Source organism: Streptomyces sp. XM83C (genome assembly GCF_023072675.1).
GTDB classification, from domain to species: domain Bacteria; phylum Actinomycetota; class Actinomycetes; order Streptomycetales; family Streptomycetaceae; genus Streptomyces; species Streptomyces thermocoprophilus.
Genome location: NZ_JALLGL010000069.1, coordinates 1 through 22,520, shown reverse-complemented (window position 1 = coordinate 22,520; position 22,520 = coordinate 1). Strand labels below are relative to the sequence as shown.

At 73.0% G+C, this 22,520-nt stretch carries 19 protein-coding genes and 1 pseudogene; 11 read left to right on the top strand and 9 right to left on the bottom strand.

What is annotated here, in order from left to right:
* Positions 1-266, top strand: a 266-nt coding sequence (locus MTQ10_RS10875; protein ID WP_247462060.1) for a transposase, incomplete at its 5' end; no start/stop codon positions are given.
* A gap of 8 nt (positions 267-274) precedes the next feature.
* Here the strand turns inward: MTQ10_RS10875 and MTQ10_RS10870 are convergent.
* The 7 genes from MTQ10_RS10870 to MTQ10_RS10840 all read right to left on the bottom strand — a co-directional run bounded on the left by MTQ10_RS10870 (position 275) and on the right by MTQ10_RS10840 (position 8,828).
* Entirely contained in the window at positions 275-1,066 is a 792-nt protein-coding gene (locus MTQ10_RS10870) for a formylglycine-generating enzyme family protein (protein WP_247465284.1), read from the bottom strand.
* The gene (locus MTQ10_RS10865; protein WP_282612034.1) at positions 1,063-1,740 is read right to left on the bottom strand and encodes a GTP cyclohydrolase II; all 678 of its coding nucleotides are present in this window, start codon (positions 1,738-1,740) and stop codon (positions 1,063-1,065) included. The genes MTQ10_RS10870 and MTQ10_RS10865 overlap by 4 nt, the downstream gene beginning before the upstream one ends.
* Positions 1,737-3,635 (bottom strand): WD40 repeat domain-containing protein, encoded by a 1,899-nt coding sequence (locus MTQ10_RS10860; protein ID WP_247465282.1) that lies wholly within the window; start codon positions 3,633-3,635, stop codon positions 1,737-1,739. Before MTQ10_RS10860 ends, MTQ10_RS10865 begins: the two co-directional genes overlap by 4 nt.
* 40 nt (positions 3,636-3,675) lie before the next feature.
* A complete protein-coding gene (locus MTQ10_RS10855) occupies positions 3,676-5,634 on the bottom strand; it encodes a WD40 repeat domain-containing protein (RefSeq protein ID WP_247465279.1) in 1,959 nt (652 codons plus the stop codon).
* 97 nt (positions 5,635-5,731) lie between these two features.
* Positions 5,732-6,268, bottom strand: coding sequence for a PepSY domain-containing protein (locus MTQ10_RS10850; protein WP_247465278.1), 537 nt, complete (start codon positions 6,266-6,268; stop codon positions 5,732-5,734).
* Positions 6,269-6,504: 236 nt separating this feature from the next.
* A complete protein-coding gene (locus tag MTQ10_RS10845; RefSeq protein ID WP_247465276.1) occupies positions 6,505-7,956 on the bottom strand; it encodes a sensor histidine kinase in 1,452 nt (483 codons plus the stop codon).
* Positions 7,953-8,828 (bottom strand): response regulator transcription factor, encoded by an 876-nt coding sequence (locus MTQ10_RS10840; RefSeq protein WP_247465274.1) that lies wholly within the window; start codon positions 8,826-8,828, stop codon positions 7,953-7,955. The genes MTQ10_RS10845 and MTQ10_RS10840 overlap by 4 nt, the downstream gene beginning before the upstream one ends.
* 362 nt (positions 8,829-9,190) lie before the next feature.
* On the opposite strand from MTQ10_RS10840, the gene MTQ10_RS10835 reads away from it, so the two are divergent.
* The gene (locus tag MTQ10_RS10835) at positions 9,191-9,865 is read left to right on the top strand and encodes a hypothetical protein (RefSeq protein WP_247465272.1); all 675 of its coding nucleotides are present in this window, start codon (positions 9,191-9,193) and stop codon (positions 9,863-9,865) included.
* A gap of 29 nt (positions 9,866-9,894) precedes the next feature.
* Here the strand turns inward: MTQ10_RS10835 and MTQ10_RS10830 are convergent, their stop codons facing one another.
* Together MTQ10_RS10830 and MTQ10_RS10825 are read right to left on the bottom strand one after the other, a co-directional pair.
* Positions 9,895-11,193 carry a cytochrome P450 gene (locus MTQ10_RS10830; protein WP_247465269.1) on the bottom strand — a complete coding sequence of 433 codons (1,299 nt, stop codon included), beginning with the start codon at positions 11,191-11,193 and terminating at the stop codon, positions 9,895-9,897.
* Between the two features lie 83 nt (positions 11,194-11,276).
* Positions 11,277-12,632 (bottom strand): glutamine synthetase family protein, encoded by a 1,356-nt coding sequence (locus MTQ10_RS10825; protein WP_247465267.1) that lies wholly within the window; start codon positions 12,630-12,632, stop codon positions 11,277-11,279.
* A 368-nt stretch (positions 12,633-13,000) separates the two neighbouring features.
* On the opposite strand from MTQ10_RS10825, the gene MTQ10_RS10820 reads away from it, so the two are divergent.
* The 9 genes and pseudogenes from MTQ10_RS10820 to MTQ10_RS10780 all read left to right on the top strand — a co-directional run bounded on the left by MTQ10_RS10820 (position 13,001) and on the right by MTQ10_RS10780 (position 22,492).
* Positions 13,001-13,189, top strand: coding sequence for a ferredoxin (locus MTQ10_RS10820; RefSeq protein WP_086728499.1), 189 nt, complete (start codon positions 13,001-13,003; stop codon positions 13,187-13,189).
* Positions 13,190-13,192: 3 nt separating this feature from the next.
* Positions 13,193-14,401 carry an NAD(P)/FAD-dependent oxidoreductase gene (locus MTQ10_RS10815; RefSeq protein WP_247465264.1) on the top strand — a complete coding sequence of 403 codons (1,209 nt, stop codon included), beginning with the start codon at positions 13,193-13,195 and terminating at the stop codon, positions 14,399-14,401.
* 39 nt (positions 14,402-14,440) lie between these two features.
* Positions 14,441-15,112 (top strand): annotated as a pseudogene (locus MTQ10_RS10810) (acetoacetate decarboxylase family protein); the annotation flags it as partial.
* Positions 15,113-15,226: 114 nt separating this feature from the next.
* Positions 15,227-16,636 (top strand): aldehyde dehydrogenase, encoded by a 1,410-nt coding sequence (locus MTQ10_RS10805; protein ID WP_247465285.1) that lies wholly within the window; start codon positions 15,227-15,229, stop codon positions 16,634-16,636.
* Positions 16,629-17,588: a 3,4-dihydroxyphenylacetate 2,3-dioxygenase gene (locus MTQ10_RS10800; protein WP_247465261.1), complete on the top strand. Its 960-nt coding sequence runs from the start codon at positions 16,629-16,631 to the stop codon at positions 17,586-17,588. The genes MTQ10_RS10805 and MTQ10_RS10800 overlap by 8 nt, the downstream gene beginning before the upstream one ends.
* Before the next feature lie 53 nt (positions 17,589-17,641).
* Positions 17,642-18,487, top strand: coding sequence for a fumarylacetoacetate hydrolase family protein (locus tag MTQ10_RS10795; protein WP_247465258.1), 846 nt, complete (start codon positions 17,642-17,644; stop codon positions 18,485-18,487).
* A 28-nt stretch (positions 18,488-18,515) separates the two neighbouring features.
* Complete coding sequence (locus MTQ10_RS10790; protein ID WP_247465255.1) at positions 18,516-19,133, top strand: TetR/AcrR family transcriptional regulator; 618 nt, start codon at positions 18,516-18,518, stop codon at positions 19,131-19,133.
* Positions 19,134-19,381: 248 nt separating this feature from the next.
* Positions 19,382-20,854 carry an APC family permease gene (locus MTQ10_RS10785; protein WP_247465252.1) on the top strand — a complete coding sequence of 491 codons (1,473 nt, stop codon included), beginning with the start codon at positions 19,382-19,384 and terminating at the stop codon, positions 20,852-20,854.
* A 147-nt stretch (positions 20,855-21,001) separates the two neighbouring features.
* A complete protein-coding gene (locus MTQ10_RS10780) occupies positions 21,002-22,492 on the top strand; it encodes an aldehyde dehydrogenase (RefSeq protein ID WP_247465248.1) in 1,491 nt (496 codons plus the stop codon).
* The last annotated feature ends 28 nt before the right edge of the window (positions 22,493-22,520 follow it).

Here is a 22,520-nt window from a genome sequence, read left to right as displayed (position 1 = left end):
CGGCCAAACTCCACGCCGACAAGGGCTACGACTACGACCACCTGCGGGAATGGCTTCGCGAGCGTCGCATCCGTCACCGCATCGCCCGCAAAGGCATCGAGTCGTCCACGCGGCTCGGCCGACACCGCTGGGTCGTTGAGAGAACGGTCTCCTGGCTGGCCGGATGCCGACGCCTGCACCGCCGCTACGAGCGAAAGGCCGAACACTTCCTGGCCTTCGTCGGCATAGCCGCAGCCCTCATCAGCTACCGCCGACTCACCAACTGAAACAACGTCTAAGGGCGGTAGGTGTCGGCGACGTACTCCTCGACGTTGCCGCCCATGTCGAGGACGCCGAACGGGGAACGCCCGGCGGGGAACGCGCCCACCGGGGCGGTGGTGTGCAGGCCGGTCTCCCGCGTGTTGGCGGCGCCCGGGTCGAACGCGTCCCCCCACGGGTGTTCCAGCCCGGCCGGGCCCTTCGCCGCGTACTCCCACTCGGCCTCCGTCGGCAGCCGCCACGGCAGGCCCGTGCACGCGGCGAGCCAGGCCGCGTACGCGTCGGCGTCGGCGGGCCGGACACCGGCCACCGGATGGTTCGCCCGCTCCCAGGGGTACGCCCCCAGATACCAGGTGGTGGGGCGTTCCGGTCGGCCGGTCTCGCGGAGGAACACCTGGTACTCGGCGTTCGTCACCGGATACGTGGCGATCCAGTAGTCCGCCAGCTCCACCCGGTGGACCGGCGTCTCCTTCTCGATCCACTCCGCCTCCACCCCCACATGCGCCCACCGGGCGGCGACCTCTGCCACCTCCCGCTCGGACAGCCCGATCTCCACGGTTCCGCCCGGCACCGCGCACACCGACGGGACGGCGGTCAGCCGCGGGTCCCCGATCAGCGCGAGCATGCCGCCCGCCGCGAGCCGGTCGGGCAGCGCCGCCGAGGCGTCCTCCACCACAGCCGCCAGCTCCCGCGGGCCCGCCCCGAGGAGCCGGGCGGCGGACCGGGCCGACGGCCGGAACCACAGCGGGTCCGCCGGCTCGGCGTACTCCCGGAAGTGCGGGGACGCGGCCACGTCCTCCAGCCTCATACCGCGCCCCCTCTCCCGTTCGCGGGAACGGCGACGCCGCCCGCGCACGCGCCCCGCACCCCTGCGTCGCCGAGCCGATGCCCGCTGCGCGCCTTCGCCTCCAGATACGCCGCGTTCCCCGGCGTCATGTGCACCCCCGTCGGCACGCACTCCGCGACCTCCACGCCGTGCCGGAGCAACTGGGCCTCCTTGTCCGGGTTGTTGGTGAGCAGCCGCACCCGGCGCAGCCCCAGCGTGCGCAGCATGACGGCGGCAGCACCGTAGTCACGCTCGTCGGCGCCCCGGCCGAGCAGCCGATTGGCCTCGAAGGTGTCCGTGTCCCCGTCCTGCAGCAGATACGCGTCCAGCTTGTTGTACAGACCGATGCCGCGCCCCTCCTGCCGCAGATACAGCAGGACACCGCCTTGCCCAGCCAACATGCCCAGCGCCTCCTCGAGTTGGGGCCCGCAGTCGCAGCGCGCCGAACCCAGCACATCGCCCGTCAGGCACTCGCTGTGCAGCCGCACCAGCGGCGCCGGCGTGTCCCACGGCGGCACCAGACACGCCAGATGCTCCCCGTCGTCCGGCAGGCCCCGGAACGTGACCAGCTCGCAGGAGCGCCCGCCCGCTCGGCCCAGCCGCACCGGCACCCGCGCCCGTACCGCCGCCGTCCGCCCGGCCGCGCCCCCGGTCAACCGGCCACCGCCCACGCGCCGCGCAGCGCCTGCCGTACCAGCGTGTCCACGTCGAACCGCCGCTGCACCCGCACCTCCCCGTCCACATCGAGGCCCGCGACGAGGATCTGCCCGTCCCAGCCGGCGACCGCGACGCGCCGCTCGTCCAGCCGCCGCATACAGGACACGCCCTGCCGGAACGCGTCGACCAGCCGGCCCGACCGCAGGTCCGCACCGTCACCCCAGTCGACCCGCCACCGGTACAGACCGAAGTCGTACGACCCGGCCAGCACCACCGGCGCGTCCGGATCGCCCAGCAGCGCCACGCACTTGACCGACTCGTCCGGGCCGAGCAGAGTCCGGCGCTGTACGACGTCCCAGCCGCCGTCCCCGCTGTGGTGCTCCAGCAGGCCGACCGTGACGGTGTGGTCGCGGGAGGCGGTCGCCGCGACCCGCCCGCCCAGCGCGGCAACCGAGTTGACCAGGTTGCCGTGCTCCCACAGCACGGTCCGCCCGTGCAGCCCGCCGGCCGCGGTGGTCCGGTCGGTCGCCGCGGACAGGAAACCCTCCCCGAACGGCACCAGCGACTTCACCGACCCGTCGTGCGGCTCGCCGTGCTCCTTCTGCGTCAGCGACGCCGGGTCCAGGCCGATCAGCTCCCCGCCGTAGGTGCCCGCGACCAGCAGATCACCGGCGCGGCACAGGGACGGCACGGGCGCACCCAGCCGGTCGGTCACGGCGAGCAGTTCGCCCTCGGCGTCGCAGCGGTGCACATACCCGGCGTAGGTGCCCGCCCAGAACTCCTCGCCGTCCGCCGCGAGCGACAGCACCGGACTGTCGGAGACCGGCAGCAGCCGCACCGGCGGCTGTCCCGCGTCCGGGCCGTCGTGCGGGCAGGCGTCCGGGTCGAACGCGATCACCGTGCCCGAGTCGCAGCCCACGAGCAGCTCACGGCCCAGCACGGCCATGGCGTTCGGCCCGTGGTTGGGCGCCGCCGGCTCGGCCAGGGTCGTCGCGGTGGTGAGATCCACGAGGTGCGGGCCGTTCCAGAAGCTCCCCACCGCGGCCGTGTCCCCGGCGACGGCCACCGACCTCGGCCACATGCGGGTGTCGTGCAGCCGGTGCAGCCGCCGCCCGCCCGTGTCGAACACATGCAGACAGCCGTCGTAGGCGCCCACCACGAACGACGTGTCGTCCCGCGCCCACGCCACCGAGCGGGCCGCGGTCTCCGCCACGGTCACCGTGCGGCGCACGTCGAGCCCGGCGCCGAGGAGTTCCACCACACCGTCGTCGCGGGCCACCGCCAGCGTCGTGCCGTCGTGCGACCAGGCGCAGCCCTCCACCGAGGCCGGGCAGTGGTGCTCGACGCCGCTGCCGGGCCGGTCCGGGTCGCACACGGCGACCCTGCCGTCCTCGCCGACGGTGGCGACCAGCCCGTCCCGGCTGACCGACACCATCATGCAGTGCGCCGCGTGCGAGCCGACCTCACCGGCGAAGGCCCCGCTGAGGGCGTTCCACAGGGTGGCCCGGCCGTCCTCGGAGACACAGATCAGCCGCTCCCCGTCGGGCATCCACGCGACCGCGTTGACGTCGTCGGTGTGCCGCGCCAGCACGGTGACGAGCGCGGGGCGGCGCACGTCCGGGTCCTCCGGGACCCGCCAGACGGCCACCGTCTTGTCCGCGGACGCGGTGGCCAGCAGATCGGGCCGTACGGGGTTCCAGCGGGCGGCGTTGACCAGCCGGCGGTGGTGCAGCCGGGTCAGGGGTTCCGGCCGGGCCGGGTCGCTCACGTCCCACAGCAGCACGGTCCCGTCGTACGAGCAGGTCGCCAGCCGTCGCCCGTCCGGGCGGAACGCGACGTCGGTGACGGGGGCGGCGTGTCCGTCCGCGCCGGGCCGCAGATCGATGGTGCGCATGAGGGTCCTCTCCCTGAAACGGTGGTAGGGGGCGCGGGGGTCAGCCGGCGGCGCCGGCCCCGGCCGGTACGCGGGCCGCCGCGTCCCCGGCGTGCGGGGCGGCGCCTTCGGCGGGACGGTCGGTGTGCCGCAGGCGGTAGCGGACCGGCCTGCGGGGCAGCCAGTGGTCGCGGAGCTTCGCGAGGACCGGGCGTGTGCCGCCCGTGTCCACGCGGTACAGGGACAGCAGCCCGGTACGGCAGCCGACCAGCAGATACGGGGCGTCGTCGGCGTCCCGCACCACGGTGAGTGCCTTCGGGTAGTCGGGCAGCTCCTCCAGCAGGCCGGCGAACCGCGTGCTGCCGTACTCGTACACGGCCAGCTGCATCCCGTACGACGACGCGTACACCAGCCCCTCGGAGACGACGGCGTTCTCCACCGTGTTCGACAGCAGCTTCGACCAGCGGGCGGCCACGCCCACGCCGATCCCGATCTCCTTCAGGCCGCCGTCCCCGACGACGTACAGCCGGCCGTCCCGCACCCAGGCCCGCTTGGAGTACTCGCCCTGGTCGAAACGCCAGCGCACGCTTCCGTCGGCGGCGTCCAGCACGGCGATGACACCGTTGCGGGTGATCAGCACCCGGTCGCCGTCCGGCAGATACGCGGTCGCCCACACCGGAAGGCCGTCCACGCCGAACTCGGCCAGCGTCCGCCCGTCGCCGGTGTCCAGCTCCACGGCGCCCTCGTTCGTCGCGACCAGAGCGCGCCCGTCGTCGGGGGAGACCGCGACGGTGTGCGCAAGCTCCGGCAGCCGGACGTGCCATCGGGCCGTGCCGTCCCGGTCGGTGCGGAACACCGTCCGGTCACGGCCGACGCCGATCCAGCCCGACGCGACCGGCGCCACGCGCCGGGTGAAGCCCCACTCGGTGGGATGCTCGGCCTCCGCCCGCAGCATCGGACCGGCGGCGCCGTCCCGCACACGGGCGACGGTGACACCGGAGTCGGTGGCGCAGTACAGGGTGTGCGGGTCCTCCCGTGACGGCTGGATGTCCCACACCGCCTGCCGGCGGTGACCGTTGTCCCGTACGAACGTCCCGCCGCCGTCCAGTTCGACGATCGTGCCGTCCTGGCACAGCACGTACACCTGCCCGGCGGGCCCCACCGTCAGATCGCTCAGCTGGTGCGGGAAGCCGCTGACAGTGCGTTCGACACGCAGCTCGCGGCGGGAGTTGTCGAAGATGTGCAGCTCGCCGTCGAAACCGCCCGCGTAGGCGCGGCAGAAGTCGGGGGAGAACGCCACGAACTCCACGTCGTCGCGGGCGAACAACAGCTCGCCCTCCTTCTCGCCCGAAGGGCTCACGGTCACGACCCCGTTGGCGATGTCGGCGTTGTCGCCCTCCCCGAAGTCCTGGGTGCACCAGAAACGGTCGTGGCGGGCGTCGTAGCGGACGCGGTGGATGTTGCCGTCGTCCAGCTTCACCAGGTCGGGGAAGACTCCGTCGTCGAACGACCCGAACCGCAGGTTGCCCCGCTTGTCGGACACGGCGTGCCGGGTGGGGTGCTCGGTGCACGCCCACTCCATGGGGCTGTCCCCGCAGATGTTCGGCCGGATCTCCAGCACCTCGAAGGTGTGCAGGTCCAGCACGAGCATCTGCCGGTGGTAGCCACTGGTGACGAAGACACGGTCCCGCCAGACACCGATGCCGCGGGAACTGCACGGGGAGGGTTCCTCCCGCGGTCGCAGCCGCGACCGGTCGCAGATCTGCGCCGGGTCCAGCCGGTCCACCAGGTCCAGCGTGTCCAGCGCCCACCGGAACACCGAGCCCATCCGGTCCTTGCCGACGACCCATCCGTCCGCCACGGCCAGCCCGTACAGCGGCCGGCCCTGCCGGACGAAGGGCGACGAGCCGACGAGCCCCAGTTCCTCGTCGAGCAGATGAATTCGGCCGTAGGTGTCCGACGCGAGAATTCCCGCGCCTTCCACGGACAGGATCCTGACGATGCGGTCCGGCGGCTGCACGATGCTTTTCCCGGCCTTTCTCGAGATGCGGGGGAGGGCAGGAGGAGGTGGCTGACCGGAAATCGGGTGTGTCGAATTCCGGATGCGTGGAATTCGGCTACTTGCTCGGGTTCACGCCGTCGCGGTCGGGCCCGTCGTCGTCATCGTCGTCCCGATCGTCGTCGTCCCGGTCGTCGTCATCGTCGTCGTCCCGGTCGTCATCGTCGTCCGAGGCCGACGATGAGCCGTTGCCCGTGCCGGGGTTCGTGTCGCAGTTGCCGGAACTGTCCTTGACCGACGCGCTCTTGACGATCTCGCCGGTGGCGGCGTCCAGCGTGACCTGGACCGGCCCCCGGCCCCGGTCGACGGTCACCCGCCACAGCGTCTTCCCGCCGCTCTGCACGAACGCCACCTCGGTGACCCGGCCGTCGCCGACCTTCCGGATCACGGCGTCGGTGGCCTCGGCGACGGTGCTCACCGCGAGGCCCGGACCGCCCGGCGCGGCGGCCACGGAGGACGACGCGTCCGACCGCACCTGTACGGCCGTGCCGTGGGCGGACGACCCCTTGGTGACCTCACCGCCCATGGCGACTCCGGCGCCGCCCACCATGATTCCGCTGACGACGATCGCCGCGATCGCATTCCTCTTCCGCATGACGGCATTCCTTCGCGTCGACTGAACTGACATCAGCGAGTATTGGGCGGCCGGAACACGAATTCCCGCCCCACGGGCCAAGGTTGGCGGCGTGCTCGCGGAACCTTGGCGGTCTTGACCCTTTGCTGGCCGTTCGTTGTCGTCGCACTGGCGGTCCGGGACCCGGCCCCGCCGACCGCACACGGAAAAGGCGGCCCGGTGAACGGGCCGCCTGCCGGTCGGGCCGGAAGGAGCGGTCAGGACACCCCCGCGGTGGCCTTCCGCGCCGCAGGCCGCTGCCCGCGCCCCGCCCCCGTACGGTGCTCACGGACCGGACGCAACCGTACGACGGCGTCCAGGCCCCCTCCGGGCGCGGTGCCGAGGACCACGTCACCGCCGCCGGCCCGGGTGAGCTGCTGGACGATGGGCAGACCGAGGCCCGTGCCGTCGTGGTGGGAGTCGGCTGCCCGCCAGAACCGGTCGAAGGCCCGCGCACGCTCCGCCTCGGTCATACCGGGCCCCTGATCCATCACATGCAGCTCGACGACGGGCCGCCCCGACCCGTCCCGCGTCACCGTCCTGGCCAGGGTGATCGTGCTGCCCGGAGGGGACACCCGCAGCGCGTTGGACAGCAGATTGTCGATGATCTGCTCCAGGGCGCCCGGGATCGCCCACACCGCGCCCGCCTGTTCGCCGGTGGCGGCGATGCCGACGTGGTGCTCGGCGGCGAACGCGACCCAGGTCGCGGCCCGGTCGGCGACGACCGTGTCGAGGTCCGTGGCCTCCGGGGTGCTCGCCGAGTTCTCCAGCCGGGCCAGCGCGAGCAGCCCGTGCACCATGCGGCCGAGCCGCTCCACCTCCTTCACCGCCTCGTCGAGGCTGTCGTGGGCGCGCGGATCGAGGTACGGCTCGAAGTTCTCCAGCCGCAGCCGCAACGCGGTCAGCGGCGTCTTCAGCTGGTGGGACGCCTCGGAGGCGAACGCCCGCTGCGCATGCAGCAGATGCTGGAGCCGTGTCGCCGTCCGCGACAGGGTGGAGGCGAGCCGGCGCAGCTCGGGCGGGCCCTTCGCGGTGGTGGGCAGCTCGGTGAGGCCGCCGTCGGCCAGTTCGGCGGTGGCGCGCTCCAGATCCCGTACCGGACGGGTCACCCAGCGGGCCAGCGCCAGCGCGATCGCCGCCACGGCCACCAGCACGCCCAGGCCGATGAGCGCGAGTGTCGTCCACGTGCCGTGGATGCGTGACGCCATCGGGGCGAGCGGATAGGAGACGCGGACCGCGCAGCGGACGGTCCCGCCGAAGGAGTTCGGCACGGTGACGGTGAGCGCCTCCCCGCTCAGTACGGGGCTGTGGCCGGTGCGGGACGTGTGCCGGCCGCGCAGCGCCCCGGCGATGTCGGGCTCGCGGGACAGGTCCGTGCCCGTCGGCAGGGTGCCGCGGGTGTCGTGGAGCAGGCGGCCGGCGCTGTCCACGACGAGGACGTGGCTCGCGGTCTCCTCGGTGAAGTCCCCGACCGCCCGCCGCAGCCCGGCCGTGTCGCCGCGTTCGACCCGCTCCTCCAGGGCGCCCGCGAGGATCTCCGCCGCGTGCCGCTGGTCGCCGGTGAAGTGGAAGCCCTGGCTGCGGGCGTAGAAGTAGCCGAGCGGCACTTCGAGGGCGAGCAGGACGAGCAGGGTGAGGCTGAGGTAGCTGAGCAGCAGCCGGCGGGTCACCGGGCGTCCCACCCGTACGCCGGCCGAGCGGACGGTGCCGAGGTCCCGGCCGGCGCGGGTGGTGGTGCCGGGGTGCCGGTGGGCGCGGGTGGTGGTGCCGGGGTGCCGGTGGGCGCGGGTGGTGGTGCCGGGGTGCCGGTGGGCGCGGGTGGTGCCGGGGTGCCGGTGGGCGGCTGGAGCCGGAAGCCGACACCGCGCACGGTGTCGATCCAGGCGGAGTCGCCCAGTTTGCGGCGCAGCGCGGCGATGTGCACGTCCAGCGTCTTGGTCGGGCCGAAGTAGTTCGGCTGCCACACCCGGTCCAGGATGTGCTGCCGGGTGCACACGGCCCCGGGGTCGTCGGCCAGGCAGGCGAGCAGGTCGAACTCCTTCGGGGAGAGCGCGACCGGTGTCCCGTCGAGGCGCACCTGGCGGGTGCGTCGGTCCACGGTGAGCGGGCCGATGTGCTGCACGCCCCGGGCGGGGGCGCCGACCCCGGCGGCGGGCTGCCCGGACGGCGCCGCGCCGACCGGGCCGTACGGGATCTGCGTACGGCGGGCCACCGCGCGGATACGGGCGATCAGCTCCCGTACCCCGAACGGCTTGGAGAGGTAGTCGTCGGCGCCGATCTCCAGGCCCAGGACGCGGTCGACCTCGTCGCTCCGGGCGGTGATCATGATGATGGGGACCTGGGAGCGGGTCCTGAGCGTACGGCACACCTCGATGCCGTCCATGTCGGGCAGCCCCAGATCCAGCAGGACCATGTCGCTGTCCCCGGCGGCGAGCCCCTCCTGCCCGGTCCGGGCCCGGTGGACGGTGAACCCGAACCGGTGCAGCCCCTCCACCAGCGGGCCGGCCACCCGGTCGTCGTCCTCGATCAGCAAGACACGCATATCGGCAGACTCACAAGTCTCGGCGGAGTGACGGCACAACCGGCGGCACCGGCCGTGACAGCACCGGCCGGGCGGTACACCCGCCGGCCGCACGCGCCGCCGGACGCCGCCACTCACCGAGTACGCATCGACCGGGCGTGGTGTTCACCGGCCGGCGGTGTTCGTCCGCGACCCGGCCCGGACGGCGCGGCACCGTCGAAACGTTGGCAGTTCCTTAACTCTTCGCTGGCCCGACGCTGTCCCCGCCCCCGACGAGGCCCTCCTAGTGTGGTGCCCGCCCCCGGCCGGCCGTCCCGGGCGCTCTCCCCGACGCCCCCCGGCCGCGGGGGCACACTCTCCGCCCGGCCGAGAGGAAGGACACCATGACCCCCGACTCCGAGGCCCGCTCCTCGTGGTCCGCGTCCGGTGGCGGCACCGCCCGCCGGCGGGACGGCATCGCCGAGGACGACGACACCGTGCCCGTCGCGCCGGCCGACGGGGAGGCGTTCGTCATCACCGACGCCCCCGAACCCCGCCCGAGGGACCCGGACACCGCGACCCTCCCGGGTGACCCGGGGCGCCGGACCGGCGGCCGAGCCGGCGGCGGGGCGTCCGACGACGCGGACGGGGACGGCGCCGGGATCTGGGAACGGCTGGGGGACGGCCGGGCGACCGCGATCACCGCGGCTGCCGCCGGACTCGTCCTCCTCGCGGTCCTCCTCGCCATGTCCCTCATCACGGACGGCGTCGCGTTCACCTCCGACCGGACCGAGCCTGCCGGGGGAAGCACCGCCACCGCCGGGGGCAGCACCCCGCCCGCGGGGCCTCCGGGCGGGGATCACGTCCCCGGCGCCCCGGCCGCCCCGGCCACGCCTTCCGCCGCACCCTCCGACACGGCGTCCGCGGCCGGCCCGACGCGGACACCGCCCGGTACGGGCGCGCCGCCGGGAGCGGGCAGCACGCACGACGACGAGGACGACGACCACGACGACGATGACGACGACCGCGACGACGACCGCGACGACGACGATCACGACGACGACCTCGACGACGACTGAGCCCGCCGAGGCCGCCCCCGGCCGGTGGCTCAGGCGAGCGTGACCTCCACCGGCAGCCGCTTGATGCCGTTGACGAAGTTGGACCGCACACGTGGCACGTCACCGACGAGCCGGATGTCCGCGAGGCGCGGGATCAGCTCCTCGAACATGATGCGGATCTCGGTGCGGGCCAGCAGATTGCCCAGGCACAGATGCGGGCTGCCCTTGCCGAAGGTCACGTGGTCGTTGTCCTGACGGGTGACGTCGAAGTCGTACGGGTTGCCGAACACCTCCTCGTCGCGGTTGCCGGACGCGAACCACATGACGACCTTGTCGCCCTCCTTGATCCGCTTGCCGCCGAGTTCGGTGTCGCGGGTCGCGGTGCGGCGGAAGTGGTAGACGGGGGAGGCCCAGCGCAGGAACTCCTCGACCGCCGTCGGGATCAGCGACGGGTCGTCCTTGAGGCGGGCGAGCTGCTCCGGGTGCTGGAGCAGGGCCAGCATCGAATGGGTGATGGTGTGCCGGGTGGTCTCGTTGCCGGCGACGACCAGCAGCAGGAAGTAGTTGTCGAAGTCCTGCGCGGACAGCGGGACCCCGTCGCGCGGGGTCTCGTTGACGAGCCGTGAGATCAGGTCGGTGCCGTTGCCGCCGCGGCGCTGCCGGGCCAGTTCCCGCCCGTATGCGAAGACCTCCAGGGAGGCGGGGGAGCGGAAGGGCAGGTCGCGGTACTTCTCGCTCTCCTCGCTGTGCAGCAGCACATCCGCGTAGTCCGGGTCGGTGTTGCCGATGATGCGGTTGCCCCAGTCGATGAGCTGCTGGTTGTCCTCCGGGGGCACGTCCAGCAGCCGGGCCAGGACGTTGATCGGGAAGTCGGCGGAGACCTCCTTGACGAAGTCGAAGGTGCCCTTGGCGAGGGCGGCGTCGAGGGTGGTGGCGGTCAGGCCGCGCAGGAAGTCGGCGTAGCTGTTGATGACGCTCGCGCCGAACTGCCGCTGGAGCAGGCTGCGCAGGGCCCGGTGGCGGACGCCGTCCAGCTCCAGGATGGAGGCCCGCTTCTTGATCTGGTCGTCGTCCAGCTCTTCGAGGTTGACGAACTTCGACGAGGTGAAGGTCTCGGGATCACGGTCGACGCGGGCGATGTCGGCGTGCCGGGTGACCGCCCAGAAGCCGGAGTTGGGGGCGTCCTCCTCCTGCCAGTGGACGGGGTCCTCGTGGCGCAGGGTGTGGAACATGCGCCACGGGGTGACGCCGTCGGTGAAGTTGTCGAGGTCCGCGAGGTCGACATCGGCGAGCGGCAGAGGCTCGCGCACGGCCTCGGCGACGGACGGGGCGGTGGTGCTGGTGGTCATGCGGGGTGTGCTCCTCGGGGCGAGGGTGACGTCACGGCGCGGTACGCGCGCGTGGGGCGGGGCGGACGAGGGCGTTGGGCCGCTCACAGGTGGTAGGCGTACTCGGTGAACTCCCAGTCGGTGACGTGCCGTCGGAAGCGCGCCACCTCGTCGCGCTTGTACGTGAGGTACGACGTCACGAACTCCTTGCCGAGCAGTTCGGTCAGTGCCGTGTCCGCCTCCAGCGCGTCCAGCGCGTCGGACAGCGTCATCGGCAGGACGGCCGACTTGCTGGTGTCGTAGCCGTAGCCCTCCAGCGGGGCGGGCGGCTCCTCACCGGCGAGCACCCCGAGCAGGGCGGCGGCGACCGTGCCGGCGACCAGGAGGTAGGGGTTGGCGCCGGCGTCGCCGAGGCGCAGTTCGAGGCGGGAGCCGGGGCCGCGCTCGGGCGGGACGCGGACCATGGCGCTGCGGTTGTCCAGGCCCCAGTCGATCAGCCAGGGCGCGAGGGTGTCCGGGCCGAACCGTTTGTACGAGTTGACGGTCGGGTTGGCGAGCGCGGCGAGCGCGGGGGCGTGGGCGAGGACACCGGCGACGGCGTGCCGGCCGGTGGCGGACAGGCCGTACGGCCCGGACGGGTCGTCGAAGGCGTTGCCGCCGTGCTCGTCCGTGCACGACAGATGGAGGTGGAAGCCGGAGCCGCCCGCCCCGTTGAAGGGCTTGGCCATGAAGGTGGCGAGGCGGCCCTCCTTGCGGGCGATCTCCTTGATGGCCGCCTTGAAGCGGAACGCGCGGTCCGCGGCGCTCATCGCGCCGGAATGGGTCAGGTTGATCTCGAACTGCGAGCCGTCGAACTCGTGGTTTCCGCTGCTGACGCCGATGTTCATGTCGCGCAGCAGGCGCAGGGTGCGCAGCAGATGGTTGTCGTCGTCGGCGCGCAGGCCGGCGGTGTAGACGACGCCCTGCGTGTCGCTGTACTTGCGCCAGCCGGCCGGGGCGGCCGGGTCGGCGTCGCACAGGAAGTACTCCAGTTCCGGTCCGACGACGGGCCGCAGCCCGTGCTCGGCGCACCGGTCGAGGACGGCGCGCAGCAGATCGCGCGGGGACTCGGGCGCCGGACGTCCGGTGGCCGGGTCGGTCACGTCGCCGAGGCAGGCGGCGACGCCGGGCTCCCACGGCAGGGGGGCGAGCGTGCCGAGGTCGGGGCGTACGCAGATGTCGGGCAGGCCCGCGCCGAGCCCGCCGGGGACGGGGACGACATCGCCCTGGGGGGTGGTGTGGTAAACGGCGCGGCAGAAGGCGAGGCCGTGGTCGCAGGCGGCGGGCAGCTGGTCCAGCAGGACGTCCCTGGCCCGCTCGGTGCCGATCAGGTCGGGATAGGTCACCCGGACCACGTCGATGCCCTCGGCTGCCAGCCGTTCCATGTGCCGGCGCACGGGTGGGGTGTCGGATGCGCTCACCGGTGTCTCCTCTGGGGAAGGGGGCGCCTCCCAGGGCTCTGGGGCGCTGGGGGAGAAGGGAGAAGGAAGTGGGGTGAGGGCGGCTGTGCACCGCGGAAGCACAGGAGACCGCTCTGTTTGGTGCCAAACGGTAGGGACGTCTGTCGCCCTGCCGCAAGGGGGCTGACACGAAAATTTATCCAGGTGGATAGGTATTGACCAGGGGTCGGCGGCTTCCTATGTTGTTTGAAGCCAAACGAGTTGGGGTGCGGTGTTCTCCGCACCCTTTGGCCAGGGCCCGGCCCCTCGCCGGTCCGGGCCCTTTTCCCTCTGTCTCTCCTTTCCGTCTTCTCTCCCAGACGCTCCCCTCAGCCCCAGGAGGACCGGCCATGAAGGTCGTCGTCGACATGAACAAGTGCCAGGACCACGGCCAGTGCGTCTTCGCCGCCCCCGACGTCTTCAGCTTCGACGACGCCGGCCACCTCGCCTACGTCCCCGACCCCGACGAGGCGCTGCGTGACGAGGTCGAGGAAGCCGCCGACGTCTGCCCGCTCCAGGCCATCCGGATCGAGGACTGAGCCGTGAGCGCACCCGTCGTCGTCGCCGGCGCCTCCCTGGGCGGCCTGCGCGCCGCCGAGCAGCTGCGCGCCGCGGGCTGGGACGGCCCCGTCACCGTGATCGGGGAGGAGCCGTACATGCCCTACAACCGGCCGCCCCTGTCCAAGGAGGTCCTCGCCGGCAAGGCCTCCTTCGACTCCCTCGCCTTCCGGCCCCGCGCCGCCGTCGCCGACGTCGAGTGGCGGCTCGGCACCAGGGTCGTCCGCGCCGACCTGGACCGGCGGACCGTCGGACTCGCCGACGGCACGACACTGCCGTACGCCGGACTCGTCGTCGCCACCGGCATGCGGCCACGCCGGCTGCCCTGCCCCGGCCCCGCCGCCGGCCGGCACACCGTGCGCACCCTGGACGACGCCCGCGCCCTGCGCGAGGCCCTGACCGGGCCCGGCGTCCGCGTGGTCGTCGTCGGCGCCGGGTTCATCGGCTGCGAGGTCGCCGCCACCGCCGTCACGCTCGGCGCCGCCGAGGTCACCGTCGTCGACCCGCTGCCGCTGCCGATGACCGGCCCGCTCGGCGACCTCCTCGCACAGGCGCTGCGCGACCGCCACGAACAGCGCGGCGTCCGCTTCGCCCTCGGCACCGGCGTGACCGCGTTCCACGGCGACGACCGCGTCACCGGGGTGGAGCTGTCCGACGGCACGGTGCTCCCCGCCGATGTCGTCGTCGAGTCCGTCGGCTCTGTCGCCAACACCGAATGGCTCGACGGCAACGGACTCGACCTGACCGACGGCGTCCTCACCGACGAGCACCTGCGCGTCGGCGGCCGGCCCGACGTCGTCGCCGTCGGCGACATCGCCCGCTTCCCCAACGCCCGCTACGACGGCGTACCCCGCCGTGTCGAGCACTGGTCCATCCCCACCGACACCGCCAAGCACGCCGCCCGCGTCCTCGCCGCCCACCTGAACGGCACCGAGCCCGGCCTCGACCCGTTCGCGCCGCTGCCCACCTTCTGGAGCGACCAGCACGACTTCCGCCTCCAGTCCTTCGGCGCCCCCGCCCTCGGCAAGGACGACGTGCGCGTCCTGGAAGGCGACCCGGACGGCGACGTCCTGGCCGGCTACCACGCCGACGGCCGGCTGGTCGGCGTCGTCGCCCTGGGCGGCGCCGCCGCCGCTGCCGCCGCCGCCCGCCACCGTGCCGCCCTGCTGAAGCAGCCCGCGCTCACGGCGTGACGGCCGCCCCTCCCACCGAGCACCCGCCAAGGAACCCCGATGCCCCCAGTCCGTGGATACCTCCACCCCAAGACCGCGACCGGCGCCTCGTCGCTGATCCCCTCCCCGCCCTGGCGCTACTCCGGCGACCTGCTCACCGTCGAGTACCGCACCGACCCCGCCCGCGTCCGCGAACTCCTGCCCGAACCGCTCCAGCTCGCCGACGACGACCCCGGCGCCGTCGCGCTGATCTGGGCGGACTGGCAGTCCTGCTCCGCCTCCGGCGACGAACTGCTGGACCCGGTGCGCGCCCAGTACAAGGAGGCCTTCGCCGTCGTCCGCTGCCGGTACAGAGGGCAGACGTACAGCCGCTGCGTGTACATCTGGGTCGACAAGGACTTCGCGATCGCCCGCGGACTGCACCAGGGCTACCCGAAGAAGCTCGGGTCGATCCACCAGACCCGCCCGCACCCGTACGGGCCCGCCCCGCGCATCGAGGCCGGCGCCCGCTTCGGCGCCACCCTCGCCGCCGCCGACCGGCGCCTGGCCCAGGCCGTCGTCACCCTGCGTGAACCGTCCGACACCGACGGCTTCGTCAACGCCCACCCCATGGCCCACCACCGCTGGCTGCCCTCGATCGAGAAGGGCAAGGGCCTCGCCCTCGACGAACTGGTCGAGTCCGGCGCCGCCTCCTTCGAAGGCGGACAGCCCTGGGTCGGCGACGCCGACCTGGCGGTAGTACGCGGCGATGGGTTCGCGTACCTCCAGGCGGGCCAGCTCCTCGGTGGGCGCCTCGAACAGTTCCAGCTCGGCGTCGCCGGTGTCCCCGTCGACACCCGGCACTTCATCGGCGGCGAACGCGTCGCCTCCACCGAGACCTTCACCGACGTCTCGCCCATCGACGGCAGCACCCTCGGCGAGATCTCCCGCGGCACCGCCATGGAGGCCGCCGCCGCGGTCGCCGCCGCCAAAGCCGCCTTCCCCGCCTGGGCCGCCACCCCGCGCGCCGAACGCGCCCGCATCCTGCACGCCGTCGCCGACGGCGTCGAGAAGCGCCTCGAAGAGCTGGCCATCGTCGAGACCTGCGACAACGGCGCCCTGCTGCGCTCCCACCGCCGCGGCGTCATGCCCCGCGTCGCCCACAACTTCCGCTTCTTCGCCGACCGGCTGCTCACCCTCGGCCACGAGGACTTCGACACCCGCGGCCACACCAACCACGTCAGCTGGGACCCGGCCGGCCCCTGCGTGCTGATCACGCCGTGGAACGCCCCGCTGATGCTGGCCACCTGGAAGATCGCCCCCGCCCTGGCCGCCGGGAACACGGTGATCCTCAAGCCCGCCGAGTGGACCCCGCTCACCGCGTCCCTGCTCGCCGACATCGCCACCGAGGCCGGCCTGCCCGCCGGGGTCCTCAACGTCGTCCAGGGCTACGGCTCCGAGATCGGCGACGCCCTCACCTCCCACCCCGACGTGCGGCGCATCAGCTTCACCGGGTCCGTGCCGACCGCCAGGCACATCGCCGCCTCGGCCGCCCCCAACCTCACCCCGCTCAGCCTCGAACTCGGCGGCAAGTCCCCGCTGCTGGTCTTCGCCGACGCCGACCTCGACCTCGCCGTCGACCTCGCCGTCGAGCAGTACGACAACGCCGGGCAGGTCTGCCTCGCCGCCACCCGCATCCTCGTCGAGGAGACGGCCGCGGAGGAGTTCACCCGCCGCTTCGTGGAGAAGGCCTCGCGGCTGAAGCAGGGCGACCCGCGCGACGAGGCCACCGACATCGGCCCCAACATCCACCCCCGCCAGCTGGAGAAGATCGACGGCTTCGTGCAGCGCGCCCTCGCCGCCGGCGCCCGCGCCGTCATCGGCGGCCACCGCAAGGACGGCCTGTACTACGCGCCGACACTCCTCACCGACGTGGCGCAGGACAGCGAGATCGTCCAGGAGGAGGTCTTCGGCCCCGTCCTCACCCTCCAGACGTTCACCGACGAGGAGGAAGCCGTCCGCCTCGCCAACGGCACCCGCTTCGGCCTCGCCGCCACCGTCGCCACCGGCGACCCCGACCGCGCCGCACGCATCAGCGCCCGCCTGGTCGCCGGCACCGTCTGGGTCAACTGCTTCTTCGTACGCGACCTCCGGGCCCCCTTCGGCGGCTCCCGTCACTCCGGCGTCGGCCGTGAGGGCGGCACCTGGAGCTTCGACTTCTACTGCGACCTCAAGAACACCGTGACCGCGCCGAAGGGATGGAACGACCATGGGTGAGATCGTCGGAGCGGGCCTGCTCGCGCACGTCCCCACCATCGTGCTGCCCGAGGAGACCCGCCGGGAGCTGAACGAGGGCAAGGAGATCACCCTCGTCACCGGCCTCCGCCGGCTCAGGAAGGACGTCTTCGAACGCGACGACTACGACACCGTCGTCGTCCTCGACTCCCACTGGGCCACCACCGTCGAGTTCGTCGTCACCGCCCAGGACCGCAGGGCCGGCCTGTTCACCTCCGAGGAACTCCCGCGCGGCATGACCCGGATGCCGTACGACTTCCCCGGCGACCCCGAACTCGCCCGCAACATCGCCTCCTTCGCCGACAAGCACGGCACCTGGATCACCGCCATCGACGACGCGTACCTGCCGATCTTCTACGCCACGATCAACCTGTGGAAGTACCTCGGCGAGGGCCTGCCCGACAAGCGGTGGGTGACCATCGGCGTCTGCCAGACCGGCGACAACGAGGACCATCTGCGCCTCGGCCGCGCCCTCGCCGACGGCATCGCCGCCACCCCCGGCCGCCGCGTCCTGCTCATCGCCTCCGGCGCCCTCTCGCACACCTTCTGGCCGCTGCGCGAACTGCGCGACCACGAGGCCAGCGATCCCGCGCACATCTTCACGCCCGAAGCGCGCGAGGCCGACCTGGAACGCATCGCCTGGTTCAAGGAGGGCCGCCACGACAAGGTCCTCGACACCATGGACGAGTTCGCCCGGTACAGGCCCGAGGCGAAGTTCTTCCACTACCTGATGATGGCCGGCGCGCTCGGCGAACAGGCGTGCACCGCTAGGGCCCGCCAGTACGGCGAGTACGAGAACTCCATCGGCACCGGCCAGGTCCACCTCTGGTTCGACCGCCCGGCCGACGGCTGGACCGGCACCGGACTGCCCGCGCCGACGGCACCCACCGCACCGGCCGCGCCGGCCCCGCGCACCCCGCACAGCCGCGCCTGACAGCAGCAGCCCCCGGACGGCCTCCACCGCCGCACCCCCCGAAAGGCCCCACCATGCCCGAGTACCGCCGCATCCTCCTCGACGGCGCCGTCGTCGAGACCGTCCGTGACGGGGACGAACTCGTCGCCGGCGACGGCCGCCGCGTCAAGACCGACGACGCGCGGCATCTGCCCCCGGTCGTCCCCTCCAAGATCGTCGCGGTGCACCTGAACCACCGCAGCCGGGTCGAGGAGTTCGGCATCGCCCTGCCCGACACCCCCACCTACTTCCACAAGCCCACCTCCTCCCTCAACTCCCACGGCGGCGCGATCGTCCGCCCCGAGGGCTGCAAGTGGCTGAACTACGAGGGCGAGATCGCCATCGTCATCGGCCGCACCGCCCGCAACATCGCCCCGTCCGAGGCGGGGGAGCACATCGCGGGCTACACCGTCGCCAACGACTACGGCCTGCACGACTTCCGCGACACCGACGCCGGCTCGATGCTCCGCGTCAAGGGCTCCGACACCCTGTGCCCGCTCGGCCCCGGCCTGGTCACCGACTGGGACTTCCACGGCAAGCGGCTGCGCACCTACGTCAACGGCGAGGTGGTCCAGGACGGCTCCACCGACGAGATGACCTGGGACATGCACTACCTCGTCGCCGACATCGCCCGCACGATCACCCTGTACCCGGGCGATGTGCTGCTGTCCGGCACCCCGGCCAACTCCCGGCCCGTGCAGCCGGGCGACACCGTCGAGGTCGAGGTGGAGGGCCTCGGCCGGCTCACCAACCACATCGTGACCGGCCCGGCCGCCGTCCGCACGGACGTCGGCGCCCAGCCCACCGAGTCCGAGGAAGTGCTCTCCACGGCGCTCGGCGGCGACTGGGAGTTCCGCGGCATCAGGCCGCCCCGCCGATGACGAAAGCGCCGCCGGTAGGGTCGTCGGCATGACCGACTCCGCCGAGCCCGCCGGTGAGCGCCGTGGCCGCAAGCGTGTGACGAACTACGGCACGGGACGGACCGCCCTGCTGGAGGCCGCCGTGCGCGTGGTGGCGCGGGGCGGCCTGCGCAAGCTCACCTACCGTGCCGTCGCGGAGGAGGCCGGCGTCACCCACGGGCTCGTCGTGCACCACTTCGGCTCGCGGGACGCGCTGATCGAGGAGGCCGTCACCCACGCCATCCGCGCCTCGCTCAGGGCGAGCGCCATCCAGCTCGGCACGGGCAGGCCGGCCGACTTCGCGACGGGCCTCACGGAGATGGTGGAGTCCGGGCCCGAGCTTCAGGCCTTCCAGTACGAGCTGCTGCTGGAGGCCCGGCGCAGGCCGGAGCTGCTGGGGCACCTGCGGAGCCTGTACGAGGAGTACTTCGAGGCCACCAGGGACGAGCTGGACCGCATGCTGCCCGGCCCGGCGGGACGCGGCCTGTCACGGCTCGTCTTCGCCACGCTGGAAGGCCTGGTGCTGCACCAGCTGGTGTTCGGGGAGACCGAGGTCACCGAGGAAGCGCTGGTGGAGCTGAGGACCCTGCTGAAGCGGCTGTCCGACACCGGCCCGGCGGCCGGCTGACCAGGCCCGCCGCACCGCCACCCCCGCTCTTCCGCGGCGCTCTTCCGGGCGCGGCGTGATCACGCGGGAGCCCCTGCCGTGCGCCCGAGGATACGGCGGGCGGCGCCGCCGTATCACGACCGCGCAATAAATCTCCGTACCGCCGGATTCCGCGCTCCCACCCCCTTGTCAAACGGATAGTTCCGCCCCAGGATGAGGCAACTCGTTTGGCCTGAAACGATCCTTCCCCTCTCTGGCAGGTGATCCGAGTGGACAGTCAGACGGCCACCGCGCAGCGGACCGTACGGGACGCACCCACAGCAGCCGCGCTCAAGCCCAACGCCCTCGGCGTGATGGGCATCCTCTTCTTCGTCCTGTCCGGTCAGGCCCCGCTGACGGGCATCGCCGGGGCCGCCCCGATCTCGGTCGCCATCGGCAACGGGGCCGGCACCCCGGCCGCCTACGTGGTGGCGGGGGCCGTGATCCTCCTCTTCTCCGTCGGGTTCGTCGCCATGGGGCGGCACGTCGTCGACGCCGGCGCCTTCTACACGTACATCGGCACCGGCCTCGGGCGGACGGCCGGCGCGGGCAGCGCGAGCGTCGCCCTGTTCGCGTACTGCGTCATCCAGGCCGGCATGTACGGCCTGTACGGCTCGATCGTCGCCGGCCTCGTCGCCGACCACACCGGCGTGGAGCTGGCCTGGTGGGTGTACGCGCTGGCCACCATGGCCGTCGTCCAGGCCCTCGGCGCCGCCGGCATCGAGATGGGCGCGCGCATCCTGGCCGTGTTCGTGCTCGCCGAGTTCGGCATCCTGCTGGTGTACGGCATCGTCACCCTGTGCAAGGGCGGCGGCCCCGAAGGTCTCGGCGCCGCCGACAGCTTCTCCGCGTCGGCCGCGCTGCAGGGCGCACCGGGCGTCGCCGTGATGTTCGCCGTGGCGTCCATGTTCGGTTTCGAGGCCACCGCGATCTACGGCGAGGAGGCCAGAGAGCCGAAGAAGACCGTGCCGCGGGCCACCTACCTCTCGGTCGTCCTGGTCACCGGCTTCTTCGCCCTCACCTCCTGGATGCTGATCAGCGCCTACGGCGCCTCCAGGGCGCCCGCCGCGGCCGGCGAGGCACTGGCCGCAGGCGACTCGGCGGGCTTCGTGTTCGCCCCCATCGCCGACCAGTTCGGCGGCTGGGTCGACGACGTACTGCCGGTGCTGCTGGCCACCTCCCTCTTCGCGGGCGTCCTCACCTTCCACAACTCCGCCAACCGCTACCTGTTCTCCCTCTCCCGCGACGGGCAGCTCCCCGCCGGCCTGTGCCGCCTCAACAACCGGCACGCGCCGTGGATCGCCGGCTGCACCCAGACCCTGATCGCCGCCGCCCTGGTGGTGCCGTTCGCCGTCGCCGGCAAGGACCCGGTGCTCACCCTGTTCTCCTGGTTCAGCGGCATGGCCGTGCTGGCGATGATGCTGCTCTACCTGCTGACCTCGGTGTCGGTCGTGGTGTTCTTCCGCCGCCGGAGGGGCGCCGACAGCCGGACGTGGAACACCCTCGTCGCACCGCTGCTCGGCGCGGCCGGCCTGGCCGGCGCGATCTGGCTGATTCTCGCCAACTTCACCACCCTGATCGGCGGTTCCACGACCACGGCCGCCGCCCTGGTGGCCACCGTGCCGGTCGTGCTCGCGCTCGGCGTGCTCAACGAGCGGCTGCGGCGCCGCGGCAGGGAAGCCGCCGTACCGGCGACGGACTGAACCACCGCCCGGCCGCCGCGAGAACGCCGGGCCGATCCGCCGGCCCGCTCGAAGGCCCGACCCCTCCGCGGGCGCGCGCGACCACCGGACGCGCGCCCGCGGAGGCCCCCGTACCCGCCCCCGGCACCCCGTGGAGGACCTGACCGCATGACCCCCGCCACCCACGACGACTGGCTGCACCGCGCCAAGACCCTCGCCCCGCCCGTCACCCACCTCATCGACGGCGGCGAAGAGGCCGGGGCCGGCGGCACCTTCACCGTCGTCTCGCCCCGCGACGGCCAGGTCCTCGCCGAGGTCGCCGACGCCGGCACCGCCGAGGTGGACACCGCCGTCGCCGCCGCGCGCCGAGCCTTCGACCACGGCCCCTGGCCGCGCCTCGCCCCCGCCGAACGCGGCCGTATCCTCGTCCGTCTCGCCGCCCTGCTGGAGGAGCACCGCGCGGACCTCGCGCTCACCGTCAGCCTGGAGATGGGCAAACCGATCACGGACGCCCACGACATCGAACTGCGGGCCGTGATCAACACGTTCCGCTGGTACGGCGAACTCGCCGGCAAGCTCACCGACGAGTCCCCGCACACCCCGCCCGACGCCCTCGCCCTCGTCACCCGGGAACCCGCCGGTGTCGTCGGCGCGGTCGTCCCCTGGAACTTCCCCCTCACCCTCGCCGGCTGGAAGGTCGCCCCCGCTCTCGCCGCCGGTTGCACCGTCGTACTGAAGCCGTCGGAGAACTCGCCCCTGTCCGCGCTGCTCCTCGGCCGGCTCGCCCTGGAAGCGGGCCTCCCGCCGGGCGTCCTCAACGTCGTCGCCGGTGACGGCCCGGTCGCCGGGCGCGCCCTCGGACTCCACCCCGACGTGGACGTCCTCGCGTTCACCGGCTCCACCGCCGTCGGCCGTCACTTCCTGCGCTACGCCGCCGACTCCAACCTCAAGCGCGTCTGGCTCGAACTCGGCGGCAAGTCCCCGAACATCGTCCTGCCCGACGCCCCCGACCTGGACAGGGCCGCCGCCACCGCCGCGTGGGGCATCTTCTTCAACCAGGGCGAGATGTGCACCGCCCCCTCCCGCCTGCTGGTCCACCGGTCCGTCGCCGACCGGGTCACCGAAGCCGTCGTGGCCCGCGCCCGCGCCCTGCGCGTCGGCGACCCCCTCGACCCCGCCACCGAGATGGGCGCCCTCGTCGGCCGCGCCCACCTCGACCGCGTCCTCGGCCACATCCGCACCGGCGCCGACGCCGGCGCCCGCCTGCGCACCGGCGGCACCCCGACCCGTACCGAGACCGGCGGGTACTACCTCGAACCGACCGTCTTCGACCAGGTCGCCCCGGACAGCCGGCTCGCCCGTGAGGAGATCTTCGGCCCCGTGCTGTCGGTGCTCGCCTTCGACGACGTCGACGAGGCCGTCGCCCTCGCCAACGCCACCGAGTACGGCCTCGCCGCCGGACTGTGGACGTCCGACCTGTCCACCGCGCACAAGGTCTCCCGCGCCCTCAAGGCGGGCACCGTCTGGGTCAACTGCTACGAGGAAGGCGACCTGACCGTGCCGTTCGGCGGCATGAAGCAGTCCGGCAACGGCCGCGACAAGTCCGCCCACGCCCTGGAGAAGTACACCGAACTGAAGACCACCTGGATCCAGCTGTGACCGCCCCCGCCCACCGCCCCCTGATCGC